The sequence below is a fragment of the Streptomyces uncialis genome (assembly GCF_036250755.1).
Lineage (GTDB): Bacteria > Actinomycetota > Actinomycetes > Streptomycetales > Streptomycetaceae > Streptomyces > Streptomyces uncialis.
In genome coordinates this window covers 3435307-3451835 of sequence record NZ_CP109583.1, presented here as the reverse complement: position 1 = coordinate 3451835, position 16529 = coordinate 3435307, and the positions used below count along the sequence as shown (strand labels likewise).

At 71.6% G+C, this 16529-nt stretch carries 12 protein-coding genes; 3 read left to right on the top strand and 9 right to left on the bottom strand.

Going from position 1 to position 16529, the window contains the following annotated elements:
• Positions 1-76: 76 nt before the first annotated feature.
• Positions 77-1522: an AI-2E family transporter gene (locus tag OG711_RS14035; RefSeq protein ID WP_329559380.1), complete on the top strand. Its 1446-nt coding sequence runs from the start codon at positions 77-79 to the stop codon at positions 1520-1522.
• Between the two features lie 99 nt (positions 1523-1621).
• On the opposite strand, the gene OG711_RS14030 is transcribed toward OG711_RS14035, so the two are convergent.
• Positions 1622-2155 carry an alkyl hydroperoxide reductase gene (locus tag OG711_RS14030; protein WP_073784508.1) on the bottom strand — a complete coding sequence of 178 codons (534 nt, stop codon included), beginning with the start codon at positions 2153-2155 and terminating at the stop codon, positions 1622-1624.
• A gap of 2 nt (positions 2156-2157) precedes the next feature.
• Complete coding sequence (locus OG711_RS14025; RefSeq protein ID WP_329559379.1) at positions 2158-2712, bottom strand: peroxiredoxin; 555 nt, start codon at positions 2710-2712, stop codon at positions 2158-2160.
• Positions 2713-2918: 206 nt separating this feature from the next.
• Between OG711_RS14025 and OG711_RS14020 the strand changes: the two genes are divergently transcribed.
• Complete coding sequence (locus OG711_RS14020) at positions 2919-3887, top strand: LysR substrate-binding domain-containing protein (protein ID WP_329559378.1); 969 nt, start codon at positions 2919-2921, stop codon at positions 3885-3887.
• A 914-nt stretch (positions 3888-4801) separates the two neighbouring features.
• Here OG711_RS14020 and OG711_RS14015 read toward each other — a convergent pair.
• From OG711_RS14015 to OG711_RS13995, 5 genes are all read right to left on the bottom strand, one after another.
• A complete protein-coding gene (locus OG711_RS14015; protein ID WP_405673439.1) occupies positions 4802-7198 on the bottom strand; it encodes an ABC transporter permease in 2397 nt (798 codons plus the stop codon).
• Positions 7195-7881, bottom strand: a complete 687-nt coding sequence (locus tag OG711_RS14010) for an ABC transporter ATP-binding protein (RefSeq protein ID WP_073784512.1) — start codon at positions 7879-7881, stop codon at positions 7195-7197. The genes OG711_RS14015 and OG711_RS14010 overlap by 4 nt, the downstream gene beginning before the upstream one ends.
• Positions 7878-8402, bottom strand: coding sequence for a PadR family transcriptional regulator (locus OG711_RS14005; RefSeq protein WP_073784514.1), 525 nt, complete (start codon positions 8400-8402; stop codon positions 7878-7880). Before OG711_RS14005 ends, OG711_RS14010 begins: the two co-directional genes overlap by 4 nt.
• Positions 8403-8673: 271 nt before the next feature.
• Positions 8674-9006, bottom strand: coding sequence for an AT hook motif protein (locus OG711_RS39120; protein WP_399505506.1), 333 nt, complete (start codon positions 9004-9006; stop codon positions 8674-8676).
• Positions 9003-9896 carry an SPFH domain-containing protein gene (locus OG711_RS13995; protein WP_073785556.1) on the bottom strand — a complete coding sequence of 298 codons (894 nt, stop codon included), beginning with the start codon at positions 9894-9896 and terminating at the stop codon, positions 9003-9005. The genes OG711_RS39120 and OG711_RS13995 overlap by 4 nt, the downstream gene beginning before the upstream one ends.
• 327 nt (positions 9897-10223) lie before the next feature.
• Between OG711_RS13995 and OG711_RS13990 the strand changes: the two genes are divergently transcribed.
• On the top strand, positions 10224-12569 hold the full coding sequence (locus tag OG711_RS13990; RefSeq protein WP_329559377.1) for a transglycosylase domain-containing protein: 2346 nt from the start codon (positions 10224-10226) through the stop codon (positions 12567-12569).
• Positions 12570-12681: 112 nt separating this feature from the next.
• Here the strand turns inward: OG711_RS13990 and OG711_RS13985 are convergent, their stop codons facing one another.
• Both OG711_RS13985 and OG711_RS13980 read right to left on the bottom strand, forming a co-directional pair.
• The gene (locus OG711_RS13985; RefSeq protein ID WP_329559376.1) at positions 12682-14145 is read right to left on the bottom strand and encodes a catalase; all 1464 of its coding nucleotides are present in this window, start codon (positions 14143-14145) and stop codon (positions 12682-12684) included.
• A gap of 205 nt (positions 14146-14350) precedes the next feature.
• Positions 14351-16525: an ATP-binding SpoIIE family protein phosphatase gene (locus OG711_RS13980; RefSeq protein WP_399505509.1), complete on the bottom strand. Its 2175-nt coding sequence runs from the start codon at positions 16523-16525 to the stop codon at positions 14351-14353.
• Between the last annotated feature and the right edge of the window lie 4 nt (positions 16526-16529).

Genomic DNA, 16529 nt, shown 5'->3' with positions numbered 1-16529 from the left:
GACCCCGGGGGGATCGGTGAGCGGGAAACGCGGCGCACGCGCACAGCGGGACGGACGCCGGGAAAAGGTACGGATCATGTCACGAGTACCAGCCTGGCTGGGCCGGTTGGGGTCCGGGCTGACCCACCTCGGCGCCCAGTGGGAGGCGCGCCGCGCCGCCGCCGAGCGCCGCGGCGACCCCGACTACCCCGACGACCGCGACCCGCGCGCCCGCCGTACGGATGACCACGGCCGCGCGGCGGGTGACACGAGCCCGCGCCCGGCCGTCGACGACCCGGACGCCGGACCCGCGACCCCCGTCACCTATCTGCCGGCCCTCGCCGCCCGGCCCGACCCGGCCGCCGCCGTGCCCTGGGGGCTGCGGGTCGCCGCCGAGGTCGGCTGGCGACTGCTCGTCCTCGCGGGCACGTTGTGGGTGCTGATGCGGGTCATCAGTGCCGTGCAGCTCGTCGTCCTCGCGTTCGTCGCCGCGCTGCTCATCACCGCGCTGCTCCAGCCGACCGTCGCCAAGCTCCGCCGCCACGGGGTGCCCCGCGGACCGGCGACCGCGCTCACCGCGATCCTCGGGTTCGTCTTCCTCGGGCTCGTCGGCTGGTTCGTGGTGTGGCAGGTCATGGAGAACATCGACAATCTCTCCGGCCAGGTCCAGAACGGCATCGACGACCTGCGCGACTGGCTGCTCAACAGCCCGTTCCATGTCACCGAGGACCAGATCAACGACATCGCGGGATCCCTGCGGGACGCCGTGGGGGCCAACACCGACTCGATAACGTCCGCCGGGCTGGAGGGCGTCACCGTCATCGTCGAGGCCCTGACCGGCATCCTGCTGACGATGTTCTCGACGCTGTTCCTGCTGTACGACGGACGCCGCATCTGGGAGTGGGTCCTCAAGCTGGTGCCGAGCGCCGCGCGCGGCGGGATCGCCGGGGCCGGACCGCGGGCCTGGCGGACCCTCACCGCGTATGTGCGCGGCACGGTGATCGTGGCCCTCATCGACGCGGTGTTCATCGGGCTCGGGATCTACGGCCTCGGGGTGCCGATGGCGGTGCCGCTCGCGGTGTTCATCTTCCTGTTCGCGTTCATCCCGCTGGTCGGCGCGGTGGTGTCCGGGGCGCTGGCGGTGGTCGTCGCGCTGGTCACCCAGGGGGTGGTCACCGCGGCGCTGACGCTCGGGGTGGTGCTGATGGTGCAGCAGATCGAAGGGCACATCCTCCAGCCGTTCATCCTCGGCCGGGCCGTGCGGGTGCATCCGCTCGCGGTGGTGCTCGCGGTCGCCACCGGGGGCATGGTCGCGGGGATCGGCGGCGCGGTCGTCGCGGTGCCGCTGGTCGCGGTGACCAACACGGTCGTCGGCTATCTGCGCACCTACGCGCGGGAGTACGCGCTGCGGGACTCGCCGCCGCCGCACGGCGCCACCGCGCTGGGCATCGCACCCGTCCAGCCCGGGTCGGCCCCGGACATGTCGCTGGAGAAACCCGGTCCGGGGACGCCGCCGTCGCCCGCCGACCGCCCGGACGGCTGACGCCCCCTCATCCGTACCCGGCCGGCGCGGACCGCGTACGCGGAAGGGCCCGGCAACGGCAGACAGCCGTTGCCGGGCCCTTCCCCGGTTCCGTCGCGCTCAGCCGCGCAGGACGGCCTCGGAGTCCAGCGTGACGCCGATCGCCTGGATCACCGAGGCGATCTTGAACGCCTCCTGGATCACCTCGCGGTCGACCCCGGCCTTGCGGAGCACCTGCTCATGCGAGTCGAGGCACTGGCCGCAGCCGTTGATCGCGGACACCGCGAGGGACCACAGCTCGAAGTCGGTCTTCTCGACACCGGGGTTGCCGATGACGTTCATCCGCAGCCCGGCGCGCAGCGTGCCGTACTCCGGGTCCGACAGCAGATGCCGGGTGCGGTAGAAGACGTTGTTCATCGCCATGATCGCGGCGGCGGACTTCGCGGCGGTGTACGCCTCGGGGGAGAGGTTGGCCTTGGCCTCGGGCTCCAGCTCACGCAGCACGATCGGGGAGCGGGAGGCGATCGCGCAGGCCAGCACCGTGCCCCACAGCTGCTGCTGCGGGAGGTCGCTGTTGCCGATCACCGAACCGAGGTTCAGCCGCAGGTCCTTGGCGTAGTCCGGTATCGCGGACTTCAGCTCGTCGAGGGCCATGTTCACTCACCGGCCAGGAGCGCGACCGGGTCCAGGGTGGTCTCGCCCTTGGTCCAGTTGCACGGGCACAGCTCGTCCGTCTGGAGGGCGTCGAGGACCCGCAGGACCTCCTTGGGGTTACGGCCGACGGAGCCCGCGGTCACCATGGTGAACTGGATCTCGTTGTTGGGGTCGACGATGAACACGGCGCGCTGCGCGAAGCCGTCCTCGCCCTCGACGCCGCAGTCCCGCATGAGCTGGTGCTTGGAGTCCGCGAGCATCGGGAAGGGCAGGTCACGCAGGTCGGCGTGGTCCTTGCGCCAGGCGTGGTGCACGAACTCCGAGTCGCCGGAGGCGCCGAGGATCTGCGCGTCACGGTCGGCGAACTCGTCGTTCAGCTTGCCGAACGCGGCGATCTCCGTCGGGCACACGAAGGTGAAGTCCTTCGGCCAGAAGAACACCACGCGCCACTTGCCCTCGTAGGTCTTGTGGTCGATCTGCGCGAACTCCTGGCCGGTCTCCAGCGAGACACAGGCAGTCAGGTCGTACAGGGGGAACTGGTCACCGACAGTGAGCACGGGGGTAACTCCATGGGGCGTGAGGGTTTGGACAAATCCACCCTGTCACACAGCGCGACCGCCGGTGAAATCGATCAGTACGGTCACTGTGATCCGGTTCGCCGATCAATGCGGCCGGATGGTACATCTGGGGGAACGGTACGTTCCGGGCAGGTCCGGGGCGGTCCCGGCCCCCGGGGCCGGGCCGTGATCGGAGGAACGAATCAGTGGCCGGGAAGCCGGGCGCCCTGCGAGCGGGCGCTGTCAGCCGGGGCAAGCAGCCCAGTATCGCCCAGCTCCGGGCCTTCGCCGCGGTCGCCGAGCATCTGCACTTCCGGGACGCGGCGGCGGCCATCGGGATGAGCCAGCCCGCGCTGTCCGGCGCGGTCTCCGCGCTGGAGGACGTGCTCGGGGTCCAGCTCCTCGAACGCACCACCCGCAAGGTGCTGCTCTCGCCCGCCGGGGAACGGCTCGCCTGGCGTGCCAAGGGCGTGCTGGACGCGGTCGGTGACCTCCTGGAGGAGGCCGCGGCCGTCCGCGCGCCGTTCACCGGGACACTGCGGCTCGGGGTGATCCCCACGGTCGCGCCCTATCTGCTGCCGACGGTGCTGCGGCTCGCCCACGACACCTATCCGTCGCTGGAGCTGGAGGTCCACGAGGAGCAGACGGCCTCCCTCGTCGACGGACTCACCGGCGGACGGCTCGACCTGCTGCTGCTCGCGGTGCCGCTCGGGGTGCCCGGGGTGACCGAGCTGCCCCTCTTCGAGGAGGACTTCGTGCTCGTCACCCCGGCCGAGCACGAGCTCGCGGGGCGCGAGGGGATCGCCCGGGACGCGCTGCGCGGGCTCGATCTGCTGCTGCTCGACGAGGGCCACTGTCTGCGGGACCAGGCGCTGGAGGTGTGCCGGCACGCGGGGCGGGCGGACGGTCCGGTGACGACGACCGCCGCCGGGCTGTCGACCCTGGTCCAGCTGGTCGCCGGGGGGCTGGGGGTCACGCTGCTGCCGCGGACGGCGGTGCCGGTGGAGACCGCGCGGGACGTGCGGCTGCGGACGGGGCGGTTCGCGGAGCCGGCGCCCAGCCGGCGGGTCGCGCTGGTGATGCGGACGGGGGCCGCGCGGGGTGCCGAGTACGGCGAGCTGGCGCACGCGTTGCGCGAACGCCTCGCGGGACTGCCGGTCCGGGTCCTCCGTTAGCCCCCGCCGCTCGCGCCTTCGAGGTCTGCCCGGCTGGGCGTACTTCGTTCCTGTGCCGTCGTTCGTGGGGTGCGCAGTTCCCCGCGGGTCGCCTTCGCTTGCGCTTCCTAGGTCTGTCCGGGTGGGCGCGCTTGTTCCTGTGCCGTCGTTCGGTGGTTTCGCGCAGTTCCCCGCGCCCCTTTGGGGCGCGTTCTGCCGTTCTTCGGGTCGGTGCCGGTCGGGATTCTCCGTCCTCGATCCGACACGCTCGGTAATTCGTTTCGTTGCCCGACTGAAGAGCATCGGAGTCTGCGAGCAGAGATTCCCGCCCACCCCCTCCCGCAGCAGCGCGAGTGCGGGAGGAGGGTGGTTTGAACCCCGACCCCGGTCGCTGACAGCCCGCAGCCGGACGAAAGCCCCAGGCGGGCGCCCCCAAAGGGGCGCGGGGAACTGCGCGAAGACGAGGACGGCCCGCACCCGAAGAGCAACCGCAACGGGGCACCACCCAGGGGCGCGGGGAACTGCGCACCAACGAGGACGGCCCGCACCCGAAGGGCAACCGCAATGGGGCACCACCCAGGGGCGCGGGGAACTGCGCACCCCCGGACAACCTGTGCAGGAACAAGTCCGCCCAGGTGGGGAACCCCAGGGGCGCGGGGAACTGCGCACCCCACGAGCGACCCGCACGGGAACACGTGCGCCCAGCCGGACAGACCTCGCAAGCGCAAGCGAAGGCGACCCGCGGGGAACTGCGCACCCCACGAGCGACCCGCACGGGACAAGTGCGCCCAGCCGGACAAACCTCGCAAGCGCAAGCGAAGGCGACCCGCGGGGAACCGCGCACCCCGGACAACCAGTACGGGGACAAGGACGGGCTGAGGGGCCCCGGGCTCCTGGAGGGAACCCGGGGCCCCGGGAAAGGGGGACCCGGAGGGCTACTCCGTGCGGAGGCCCTCCGGCCGCATCAGGCGGAACAACGCCGGCATGCTCAGCGCAGTCACCAGGAACACCACCCCCGCCGCGATCCCGGTCATCGCCCACAGACTGTCCCAGTCGACCCGGATGCTCTCCCGCGTCATCGTGAGCAGCACCGCGCCGAGACCCAGTCCCACGATCACCGCCAGCACCAGCCCCAGCGCGATCGGGACCGCCGCCTGCCACATCACGGACCACGCCAGGGTCCGCCGCCGCGTCCCGAACGCGACCAGCACCGACAGCAGCTTCTTGCGCTCCCGCAACTGCTCGATCTGGGAGATCAGCAGACTCGCGCCGATCAGCATCAGCACACAGGACGCCCCGATGGACAGTCCGGTGCGGATGTTCTCGAACGGCTCGGCCCTCTGCGGCGCGTTGTACGTCGAGGGGGAGGCGAACGGGCTCAGCTGGGCCGTCGCCGTACGCGCGTACTCGTACGCGTCCGGCTGGTCCTCGTCGATCTGGATGAACACCCTCGGGTGGAGCGCGCCGGCCGTGTCGTCCGGGAACGCCCCGGGGGTCACGAGGAACCCGTCCCGGCTGTATCCGGTGGGGTCGGGCGCCGGTTCGGCCCTGGTGAGCCGTCCGGGCAGCCGCCACGGGGCCTCCGCGCCCTTGAACATCTCGGACGAGGGGTCCAGATAGAGCGTGCCGCCCCGGTCCGCCAGCTTCTTGGCCCGCTTGCCGCTGTCGGTGGCGGAGTCGATCAGGAAGGTGTCACCGTCACGGCACGACGGCAGCTTCGCCACCTCGCGCAGCACCTCGCATCCGCCGACCGTGATCGGCACCGAGCTGTCGGAGTCCTTCCGGTGCCCCCCGGCCCAGCCCATGGCCATCGCGACGGTCCGCTCCACCCCGGTCGTGCCCGACAGCTTGCGCTCGGCGTCGGACACGGACACCGACTCGGGCAGATAGACGTCCATCTGGGCGCGGACCGGGCCCTGGCCGGGAATCGTGTAGTCGTCCTCGATCCCGGCGAACAGCATCTGGAGGGCGACCGCTCCGGCGACGGCCACGGCGATGCCGTTGACCATCCGGGCGGCGTTCCCGCTGCTGAGCTGGAGCCGCCGGACGGCCAGCTGCCAGGCCACCGGCCCGGCCCCGAGCCTGCCGACCAGGGCCTCGACGGCCCAGGGCAGCAGCGCGGTGATCCCGACGAGCAGCAGGACCGTACCGCCGACGACGAGGTACGTGTTGAAGAACCCGCCCTCCGAGCCCTGTCCGAACATCGGGACGAGCATCAGCAGTCCGAGGAACGGCACCAGCAGCCGCCACCACAGCTTGCGCGGTTTGGGCGCGGACGTCCGGACGACACCGAGCGGCTCGATGACGACCCCGCGCAGCGCGAACAGCGTCACGGCCACCGCGGCGACCGGCACGGACACCAGTACCAGCGCGACGAGCGCGGGGGTGGGGCTGAGGTCCTCGGGGAAGACGGAGATCCGCTCGACGGTGACCCGCTCGGCCAGCTGCCGGCCGGCGAGGAACATCCCGACGCCGAAGAGGAGTCCGAGCAGCGCGCCCGCGACCGTCTCGCCCGCGGCGATCCGGCGGGTCATCCGCGCGTCCGAGCCGACCAGGCGCAGCGCGGCCAGCCGCCGGTCCCGCCGTTCCCCGCCGAAGCGGACGGCCGTGGCGATGAACACCATGACCGGCATCAGCAGGACCACCAGGATGATCACGACCAGCAGCATCAGGATGGGGTCCAGCGGCTCTTTGAGCGTCTTGGCGCCGAAGCTGTCGATCCGTGTCGCGAGGGATTCGTCGGCCGTGAGGCCGTCGAGCTCGCCGGACCCCGCGTAGTAGAGGAGTTCGGCCGGGCCGATCAGCCCCTCGTCGGCGACGGTGCCGCTGATCCGGTACGGAAGGCGGTCCTTCAGCAGCTTTCCGTCCGGCGAGGCCAGCAGCTCGCGCAGGGCGGGGGAGACGTGCATCTCGCCCACGGCCGGGAACGCGCCGAGCCCGGGCGGCAGCGGGGCTCGCGGCCCCTCCGCCTTGAGGAGCCGTCCGCGGACGTCCCTGTCCCGGAAGGACGTGTCGGCCGGGGCCGTCAGCAGGGTGTTGTCCGCCTTGGCCAGCGGCTTGCCGGAGTACGACGTGTCCAACCGGGCGTCACCGCGGGCGGTGCGCTCGGCCAGGGCCTCCGGCACGGACGTGGTGAGCAGCAGCATGGCCGCCCCGAGGCCCACCCCGATCGCGGTGAGGAGTGTCCGGACCCAGGACTCCCGGCCGCCGGTGAAGGCGAACTTCACCCCCATCCCCAGATCACGGGTCCATCCGCTCACCAGGCCCCCGCGCGCGGGCGGGGCGGCCGACCGCGCCACCGCGGGCCGGGCGGGTGTCCGCGTACCGGTCATACGGCGCGCTCCATGTCACGGGACTTGCCGTCGCGGACGACGATCTCGCGGTCGGAGTACGCGGCGACCCGCGCCTCATGGGTGACCAGGACGACGGCCGCCTGGGTGGAGCGGGCCGCCTCGGTGAGCAGCTCCATGACCCGCTCGCCGTTGAACGAGTCCAGGGCGCCGGTGGGCTCGTCCGCGAACAGCACCCGGGGGCCGGTCACCAGCGAGCGCGCCACCGCGACCCGCTGGCCCTGACCGCCGGACACCTCGCCGGGCCGTTTGTCCTTGAGGTCGTCGACCTCCAGCCTGCGCATCCAGTCGAGCGCGGTGGCCTCGGCGTGCTTGCGCGGGGTGCCGTTCAGCCGCAGCGGCAGCGCGACGTTCTCCACACAGCTCAGCTCGGGGACGAGCTGTCCGAACTGGAACACGAACCCGAAGTCGCTGCGCCGCAGCGCGCTGCGGTGCGCGTCGGACATGCCGTGCATCTCCCGGCCCTGGTACAGGATCGAGCCGGAGTCGGGGGTGACGATCCCGGCGAGGCAGTGCAGCAGGGTGGACTTGCCCGAGCCGGAGGGGCCCATGATCGCGACGACCTCGCCGGGATGGATGGAGAAGTGCGCTCCGTCGAGCGCGGGCGTGGGGCCGTACGTCTTGCGCAGATCCGTCGCGATCAGCAGGGAACCGGCGGGGGTCATGGGCGCACCTCCTGGGCGAGCTTGTCGAGACGCGCGGCGGTGAGTTCGAGCCAGCGCAGATCGGCTTCGAGATGGAACAGGGCGTGGTCGCAGATGAGCTGGTCGGCGAGGTCGCCCTTGCGTTTGCGGTCGGTGAGGACACGCATCATCCGCAGATGCTCCGAGCGCTGGGTGTCGAGGATGTCGGCCGCGTCCCGGTGGGTGAGCAGCGCGAGGACGACCTTCGTGTACAGCGCGGACTGGAGATACGGCTCGGGCTTCTCCGGGGTCGCGAGCCAGCGCTGTACGTCGGTGACGCCGGCGTCGGTGATCGCGTACCGCTTGCGGTCGGGGCCGTCCCCCGCCTCGATCCCGTCGACCTCGACGAGTCCGTGCTTCAGCAGCCTGGACATGGTCGAGTAGACCTGCCCGTAGTGCAGGGGGCGGTCCTGCCCGAACTTCTCGTCGAAGGCCCGCTTCAGGTCGTACCCATGACGGGGACCGGATTCCAGGAGCCCTAGCAATGTGTGACCGATGGACATGACGAGAACTGTACACAGGGCGTATACACCGCAGGTATACGCGGGGTGCATAGCTGTGCGGGACCGCCCCTTGAATGCGGTGTCTCCGCAGTTCAAAGGGTGTTTGTCACAGTTTCTCGACAGGCGTGGGCGACCGTGTGCGACCGGCCGGCGCCTCGGCTCCGATCCAGGCCCGCCCCGGGCTGGCGGAGCTCGGGGGCGCGGGGTCCACGCGAATCCGCGTGGACCCCGCGCCCCCGGATGTGTCCGTGTACGCCGAGATCCCGGAGGGTCAGTCGTCCCCGCCGGGAGGCCGTCCCCGACGGGGGATCGGCTTGGCTCCGCCGGGCAGTCGCCCGGCCTCCCGCAGCGCCCTTCGCAGCAGGAACTCGATCTGCGCGTTGGCGCTCCGCAGCTCGTCCCCCGCCCACCGGGCCAGCGCGTCGTACACCAGCGGGTCGAGCCGCAGCAGTACCTGCTTGCGCGCCGCCCGGGCCGCGCGCGTCCCGGCGCTCCCGGTGTCCCGGGCGCCGGGGGCGCCGCCTTCGGCGGTCCCGTCGTCGGGCCGCGCCGGGGGGACACCCCCGTCGTCCCCCCGGCGCTCCCGTCCCTCGTCGGGGCTCACTGGTACAGCGACCCCGTGTTGAGTACGGGCTGGACCGCCCGCTCACCGCAGAGCACCACCATCAGGTTGGACACCATCGTCGCCTTCCGTTCCTGGTCCAGCTCGACCAGGTCGTGCTCGGTGATCCGCTCGATCGCCGCCTCGACCATCCCGACCGCGCCGTCGACGATCTGCCGCCGCGCGGCGACCACGGCCCCGGCCTGCTGGCGCTGGAGCATCGCGGACGCGATCTCCGGCGCGTACGCGAGATGGGTGAAGCGGGACTCGATGATCTGGACCCCGGCCGCCTCGACCCGGGCGTGCAGCTCGACACCGAGCTTCTCGGTGATCTCCTCGGAGTTGCCCCGCAGCGAGAGCCCGTTCTCGTCGTGCGCGTCGTACGGGTACTCGATGGCGATGTGCCGGACGGCCGCCTCGGTCTGGGTGGAGACGAACTCCAGGAAGTCGTCCACCTCGAAGCTGGCCTGCGCGGTGTCCTCGACCCGCCACACCACGACCGCCGCCAGCTCGATGGGGTTGCCGTACGCGTCGTTGACCTTGAGGACGGCGGTCTCGTGGTTGCGCACCCGGGTGGAGATCTTCTCCCGGGTGGTCAGCGGATTGACCCAGCGCAGCCCGTCGGTGCGGATGGTGCCCCGGTAGCGGCCGAAGAGCTGCACGACCCGGGCCTCACCGGGCGCGACCATGTTCAGTCCGCTCATCGCGAAGAGCGCGAGGACGGCCACCGTGATGCCCAGGATGATCAGCGCGACCTTGACGCCGGTCGAGGCGCTGACCGCCCCGGCGACGATCAGCACCGCACCGGCCGCCGTGCCGAGCAGCCCCAGCAGCAGGGCGAGTCCGCCGCCGATGCTGTGCGCGGGGAACTCGGTGACCCGTGGCGCGGGCATGTCCGGGAGATCCGCTCCGCCGCCCACCCGGTCCACCGGTCCGCCGTTCCGTGCCGCCGCCAAGCCTTCGTCGGACATGGAAGCCCCCGTTCCGTGAGGGGTCCCGGGCATCGGAGGCCCGGAACCGTTCTAGCAAAGTGATATCACTTTATCGGAAAGGGCAACCTTCCGCATCCCCAGGTCGTCGGTTCCGGTGGGACGGGTGCTCTTTGTCACGGCACTAAATGACCTGGTCTGCCGGAATCTGTCCCGACGTGCGGTGTTAGTTTTCAGAGCTGACCTCAGGTGAGCGACCGGACACGAGCGAGAAGCGGAGCGAGCGGACCCATGGGGCGAGCGGAGGAACGACGGGCGCGCCAGCGCGCCGGGCGGCGTACGCGGCGCGGGCGCCCGGCCCGGGGCGGACGCACCGGCATACGCCGGTTCCTCACCTGGCGGAAGCTGCTCGGCACGTTCTTCGGATTCATCCTGCTGGGCATGGCCGCCTTCGTCGTGCTCTACCTCGTGGTCGACGTCCCCGAGGGCAACGCCCAGGCCAAGAAGCAGAGCAACGTCTACAAGTACCGGGACGGCTCGATCCTCGCCCGCACCGGTGAGGTGAACCGCGAGATCGTGGATCTGGAGCAGGTCCCGCAGGATGTGCAGCGGACCTTCGTCGCGATCGAGAACAAGTCGTTCTACAACGACAAGGGCGTCGATCTGAAGGGCACCGCCCGGGGTGTGCTCAACACCCTGTCCGGCAAGGGCAAGCAGGGCGGCTCCACGATCACCCAGCAGTACGTCAAGAACTACTACCTGACGCAGGAACAGACCGTCACGCGCAAGCTGAACGAACTGGTCATCTCGCTGAAGGTCGACCGGGAGCGCTCCAAGGAGTACATCCTCGCCGGGTACATCAACACCAGCTACTACGGTCGCGGCGCGCACGGCATCCAGGCCGCCGCCCAGGCGTACTACCGCGTCGACGCCAAGGACCTCACCGTCGCCCAGGGCGCGTATCTCGCCTCCCTGCTCCAGGCCCCCAGCTCGTACGACTGGGCCACCGCCTCGAAGCGGGGCAAGGGACTGGTCTCCTTCCGCTGGAACAAGACCCTGGACAACATGGTCGAGAAGGGCTGGCTGGACGCGGCGGAGCGCGAGAAGCAGAAGTTCCCCGTGCCGAAGGAGCCGCGTCCCGCGCCCGGCCAGAGCGGCCAGACCGGATATCTGGTGCAGGCCGCCGACGCCGAGCTGGAGAAGCGCTTCGTCGCCGAGGGGCTGACCCAGTCGCAGGCCGAGTCGCAGGTCCAGGCGGGTGGCTGGACCTTCACGCTGAACATCGACAAGAAGAAGCAGGAGCTGCTGGAGAAGGCCGTCAAGACGCAGCTCACCAGCAAGCTCGATCCCAAGAAGCGGCCCGTGGACGGGGACGTCCAGGCGGGCGCCGCGTCCGTGGACCCGAAGAGCGGCGCGGTCGTCGCGATGTACGGCGGCGTGGACTACTTCAAGCACTTCACCAACAACGCGACCCGCCGGGACTACCAGCCCGCCTCGACGTTCAAGCCGCTGATCTACGCCGCCGCGCTGGAGAAGGACGCCGAGACCCAGGACGGCGACCCGATCACCGCGAACACCGTCTACGACGGCGACAGCAAGCGCCCCGTGGTGGGCAGCGACATCGGCTTCGCACCGCCCAACGAGGACGATGTCGACTACGGCGACGTCACCGTGCAGAAGGCGATGAACAAGTCGGTCAACTCCGTTTTCGCACAGATGGGCGTCGATGTGGGGATGCCCGAGGTGATGCGGATGGCGGGCGTCCTCGGGATGGACGTCAAGGGTCTTGAGGCGGTGCCCGCGCAGACACTCGGCACCATGGGCGCCAGCCCGCTGGAGATGGCCGGGGTCTACGCGACCCTCGACAACCACGGCAAGAAGGTCACCCCGGCGGTGCTGAGGTCCGCGACCCACAAGGACCGCACGGTCGACCTCCCCGACCCGGTCGGCGGCCAGGTCGTCAAGCGCACCACCGCCGACGCCGTCACCTCGGTCCTCACCGGAGTGGTCGACGACGGCACCGGCAGCGCCGTGCGCGACCCCGACCAGGACGTGGCGGGCAAGACCGGCACCTCCGACGAGAACCGCTCCGCGTGGTTCACCGGCTACACCCCGGACCTCGTCACCTCGGTCGGCCTCTTCGGCGAGGTGCCCAAGGACCGCGAGGACAAGAACGGCGACAAGGTCGCCCGCGGATCGCAGACCAGCCTCAAGGGCGCCACCGGCGGCGGCCGGATCAGCGGCGGCGGCTTCCCCGCCCGGATCTGGGCCGACTACACCTTCGGCGCGATCGGCCAGCCGTCCGAGTTCGACCTGGACATCGAGCAGGAGCAGGCGTTCTCCCCGCCCGCCGAGCCCAGCGAGACCCCCTCGTCGCAGCCGCCGACCACTCCGGCGCCCTCGCGGACGCAGGAGGAGGAAGAGCCGGAGACCGAGACCAGCCAGGAGCCGGAGGAGCCCGCGCGGTCCAGCAGCAGCGCGCCGCCGACCAGCCCCAGCACCGACCCGGGGACCGAGCCGGAGGAACCGGGCGGGGAATCGCCGGGCCCCCCCTCCACCACGACCAGCCCGCCCCCCACCACCAGCCAGTCCCCGGAGGAGCCCGCCGAACCCGGCACCGCCGCCGACGAGGGCTGAGCCCCGGCCGCACGGCACGCCAGAGCGCCCGGACCCGTACCGGAACACCGGACACGGGACCGGGCGCCTTGCTGTCCCTCCTGCCGAGGGGGTTCGCGCGGCGGTGGGTCCGTCAGCCGCCGTTGACGTTGGCCGCGACCCGGTCGCCCAGGTCCTTGTCGACATTGCGCCAGTACTGGATCGCCCGGTCCAGCACCGGACGGCTCACCCCGGCCTTCAGATGCCCGCTGATGTTCGACACCAGCCGGTCCCGGGCCGCGTCGTCCAGCACCTCACGGACCATCGTGCCCGCCTGGCCCCAGTCGTCGTCCTCGCGGTGCAGCGCGTACGCCTCCCGGACCATCTCCCCGGCCGACGCCCAGCCCGCGACCTCCCCGAACCGCTCCGTGTCCGCCGCCGGACCGCCGTACGAGTTGGGCGCGTACACCGCGCCCACCCGGGCGGGCGCGTAACGCATCGGACCGTCCTTCGCGTACGAGGCGACCGGCGAGTGCGGCCGGTTCGGCGGGAGCTGCGCGTAGTTCGGGCCGATCCGGTACCGGTGGGTGTCCGGGTACGAGAAGAGCCGGCCGAGCAGCATCTTGTCGGGCGACGGACCGATCCCGGGCACCATGTTCGACGGCTCGAACGCGGCCTGCTCGATATGGACGAAGTAGTCCTCCGGGTTGCGGTCCAGCGTCATCCGGCCGACCTCGATCAGCGGGTAGTCGCCGTGCGGCCACACCTTGGTCAGGTCGAACGGGTTGAAGCGGTAGTCCGCCGCGTCCTCGAACGGCATGATCTGGACGTGCATCGTCCACGACGGCGCGTCACCGGACTCGATCGACTCGTACAGGTCCCGGCGGTGCTTGTCCGCGTCGGTGCCCGCCAGCTCGTCGGCCTCCTCCTGGGTCAGGAAGTCGATGCCCTGGTCGGTCTTCATGTGGTACTTGACCCAGAACCGTTCCCCGCCCGCGTTCACCCACATGTACGTGTGCGAGCTGTAGCCGTTCATGTGGCGGTACGTCTTCGGGACGCCCCGGTCGCCCATCAGCCAGGTGACCTGGTGGGCCGTCTCCGGGGAGAGCGTCCAGAAGTCCCACTGCATGTCGTTGTTGCGCAGCCCGGTCCGCGGATGGCGTTTCTGCGAGCGGATGAAGTCCTGGAACTTCTGCGAGTCCCGCACGAAGAACACCGGCGTGTTGTTGCCGACCAGGTCGTAGTTGCCGTGCTCGGTGTAGAACTTCAGCGCGAAGCCCCGGGGGTCGCGCCAGGTGTCGGGCGAGCCCTGCTCACCGGCGACCGTGGAGAACCGCGCCAGCATCTGAGTCCGCTTGCCCGGCTGGAACAGATCGGCCTTGGTGAACTGGCTGACGTCATTGGTGACCTCGAAGAACCCGTACGCGCCGCTGCCCTTGGCGTGCACGACCCGCTCCGGGACCCGCTCCCGGTTGAACTGGGCCATCTTCTCGATCAGATAGTGGTCCTGGAGCAGTACCGGGCCGTCCGGGCCCACGGTCAGCGAGTGCTCGTCGCTCTCGACGGGGATACCGGCGTTGTTCGTCGTGTACGGGGCGGGTTTCGGTGCCTCGGTCACGAGCGTCCTCCCATGCGTGAGGGTGCCGGGGGACACGGGGGGATGTCCCCCGGGGTGTGGGCGCTTCGTCCACCACGCCAGTCAACTCCGCCGACGGGCTGTCGGCAACATTTGGCCACGCTCCGACGGTGGCATTTGGCCACGCTCCGGCGGTGGGAGGGCTCCCGTGGCCGTGGGACCCCTCCCACGGCCACGGGACCGGCGGTCAGCCGGGCGGGGACTGGTTCCGCGCCAGCTCGAACCACACGACCTTGCCCGTGCTCAGCCGGGTCGCGCCCCACCGCCGCGCCAGCTTGTTCACCAGGTACAGCCCACGGCCGCCCTCGTCGGTCGCCCGCGCCTGCCGCAGCCGGGGCAGCTGCGGTACGTCGTCACCGACCTCGCAGCGCAGCACATCGGTCCGCAGCAGCCGCAGCGTCACCGGCCGCGACGCGTACCGCACCGCGTTCGTCACCACCTCACTGACCAGCAGCTCCACCGAGTCCGACAGATCCTCCAGGCCCCACCGCTTCAGGGCGCCCCGGGCGAGGCGCCGGGCCCGGCTGGGCGCCCGGTCCTCCGGTTCGAGGAACCAGTACGCCACGTCGCTCGGCGCGATCCCGTCGAAACGGGCCGCCAGCAGCGCGATGTCGTCGTCGCGGTCCCCGGGCCCCAGCATGTCCAGGACCTCGTCGCACAGCGCTTCCAGCGGCGGCGCGTGATCGGGACCCGTGAGCTGCGCGGTCGCCTCCAGCCGGGCCCGCAGCTGCTCGATGCCCGCGACCACGTCCCGCAGCCGCGACTCCACCAGCCCGTCCGTGTACAGCAGCAGCGTCGCCCCGGCCGGCGCGTCCAGCTCCACCGCCTCGAAGTCGACCCCGCCGACCCCGATCGGCGCACCGGCGGGCACCCGCAGCACCTCGGCCTTCCCGCCCAGATGCAGCAGCACCGGCGGCGGATGGCCCGCGTTGGCGATCGTGATCCGGTGCGATACCGGGTCGTACACCGCGTAGAGACACGTCGCCATCCGGTCGTGCCCGAGCCGCTGCGCCTGTTCGTCCAGATGGTGCAGCACCTCCTGCGGCGGCAGATCCAGACCCGCCAGGGTCTGCGCGGTCGTCCGCAGCTGCCCCATGATCGCCGCCGATGTCATGGAGTGACCCATCACATCACCGACGACCAGCGCGACCCGGCTGCCGGGCAGCGGGATCGCGTCGTACCAGTCACCGCCCACCCGGGCCGTCTCCGCGGCCGGGAGATAGCGCGACGCGAGCCGCACCCCCGTCGGCCGGGGCAGGGTCTCCGGCAGCATCGTCCGCTGGAGCTCGTCCGCGATGTACGCCTCCCGCCCGTACAGCACCGCCTTGTCGATACCGAGCGCGCTGTGCGTGGCGAGCTGCGCCGCCACCAGCAGGTCCTCGGAGTCGAACGCGGGACGGTCGGGGCGGCGCAGGAAGATCGCCGCGCCGATCACCCGGCGGCGTCCGCGCAGCGGCGCGAGGATCGTGTGCCGGCCGTTCGGCACGGTACGGGCCTCACCGAGCAGCTCGGGCAGCGCGTCCTGCGCGGCGTCCGCGAACACCGGCCGCACCCCGCGCAGCACCTCGGCGAGCGCCCCGCCCGGCCGTACGGTGCACAGCTCCGTGGTCCCGGTGGCCTCCAGGTCGAGCTGGATGGCGGGCAGGGTGCCCGCCTCGGTGTCCCGGTCCTCGGGGATACGGTCGGTCCGGCGCAGCCGCAGCACCACCGGGCCGGTCGGCCGCTCGTCACCCACGGGCAGCGGGTCCCGCAGATAGACCAGGATCGCGTCGGAGAAGGTCGGCACGGTCGCCCGGCACAGCCCCATCACGATCTCGTCCAGGTCCAGCCCGCGGGCGATCCGCCGGGTCGCCGCGCCCACGAACCGCAGCCGGTCACCGTCCCGCCGCATATGCGTCACCCCGGCGGGCCCGCCGGACGGCGCGCCGCCCCGGCGCTCCACCCCACCGGGCGGCCCGGGGGCCGCCGCGTCCTTCGGGTCGCGCGGCACGCTCTCACCGTGTTCCGTGGGGCCCTCCGGGTCGCTGCGGGTGGTCTGCGGCTCCGCGCGGGCGCCGTCGTGCCGCGCCGGGCCCTCCTCGGCGGGCAGCCCGCCGGGGTCGGGGCGGGGCCCGGACCGGACCCGCCCGCCGGACCCCTCGGGGCTCGGCTGGGCGTGTTCCGCGCCGGAGGCGGGTTCGGGGTCCGCGCCGCCGCGGGCCCCGCCGGAGCGGGGCTGGGACGGCATCGCGGACGCCGTCCCCGGAACGCTCGGGTCCGGCGACGCCTGGGCACGCAGCAGTGCCCCGCGGGGGTCCACGGGGGCGGGAGGACCGGCCGTACCGTACTGGCGGCCCTCTGAGGGCAGTGGATGCTCCGTCACGCGT

Bases quoted from the DNA above. Each gene is read 5' to 3' on its own strand.
- OG711_RS14010 (WP_073784512.1), bottom strand. From the start codon at position 7,881: ATGACCCCCGCCGGTTCCCTGCTGATCGCGACGGATCTGCGCAAGACG.
- OG711_RS13995 (WP_073785556.1), bottom strand. From the start codon at position 9,896: ATGCCCGCGCCACGGGTCACCGAGTTCCCCGCGCACAGCATCGGCGGC.
- OG711_RS14035 (WP_329559380.1), top strand. From the start codon at position 77: ATGTCACGAGTACCAGCCTGGCTGGGCCGGTTGGGGTCCGGGCTGACC.
- OG711_RS14015 (WP_405673439.1), bottom strand. From the start codon at position 7,198: ATGACCGGTACGCGGACACCCGCCCGGCCCGCGGTGGCGCGGTCGGCC.
- OG711_RS13990 (WP_329559377.1), top strand. From the start codon at position 10,224: ATGGGGCGAGCGGAGGAACGACGGGCGCGCCAGCGCGCCGGGCGGCGT.
- OG711_RS14005 (WP_073784514.1), bottom strand. From the start codon at position 8,402: ATGTCCATCGGTCACACATTGCTAGGGCTCCTGGAATCCGGTCCCCGT.
- OG711_RS14030 (WP_073784508.1), bottom strand. From the start codon at position 2,155: ATGGCCCTCGACGAGCTGAAGTCCGCGATACCGGACTACGCCAAGGAC.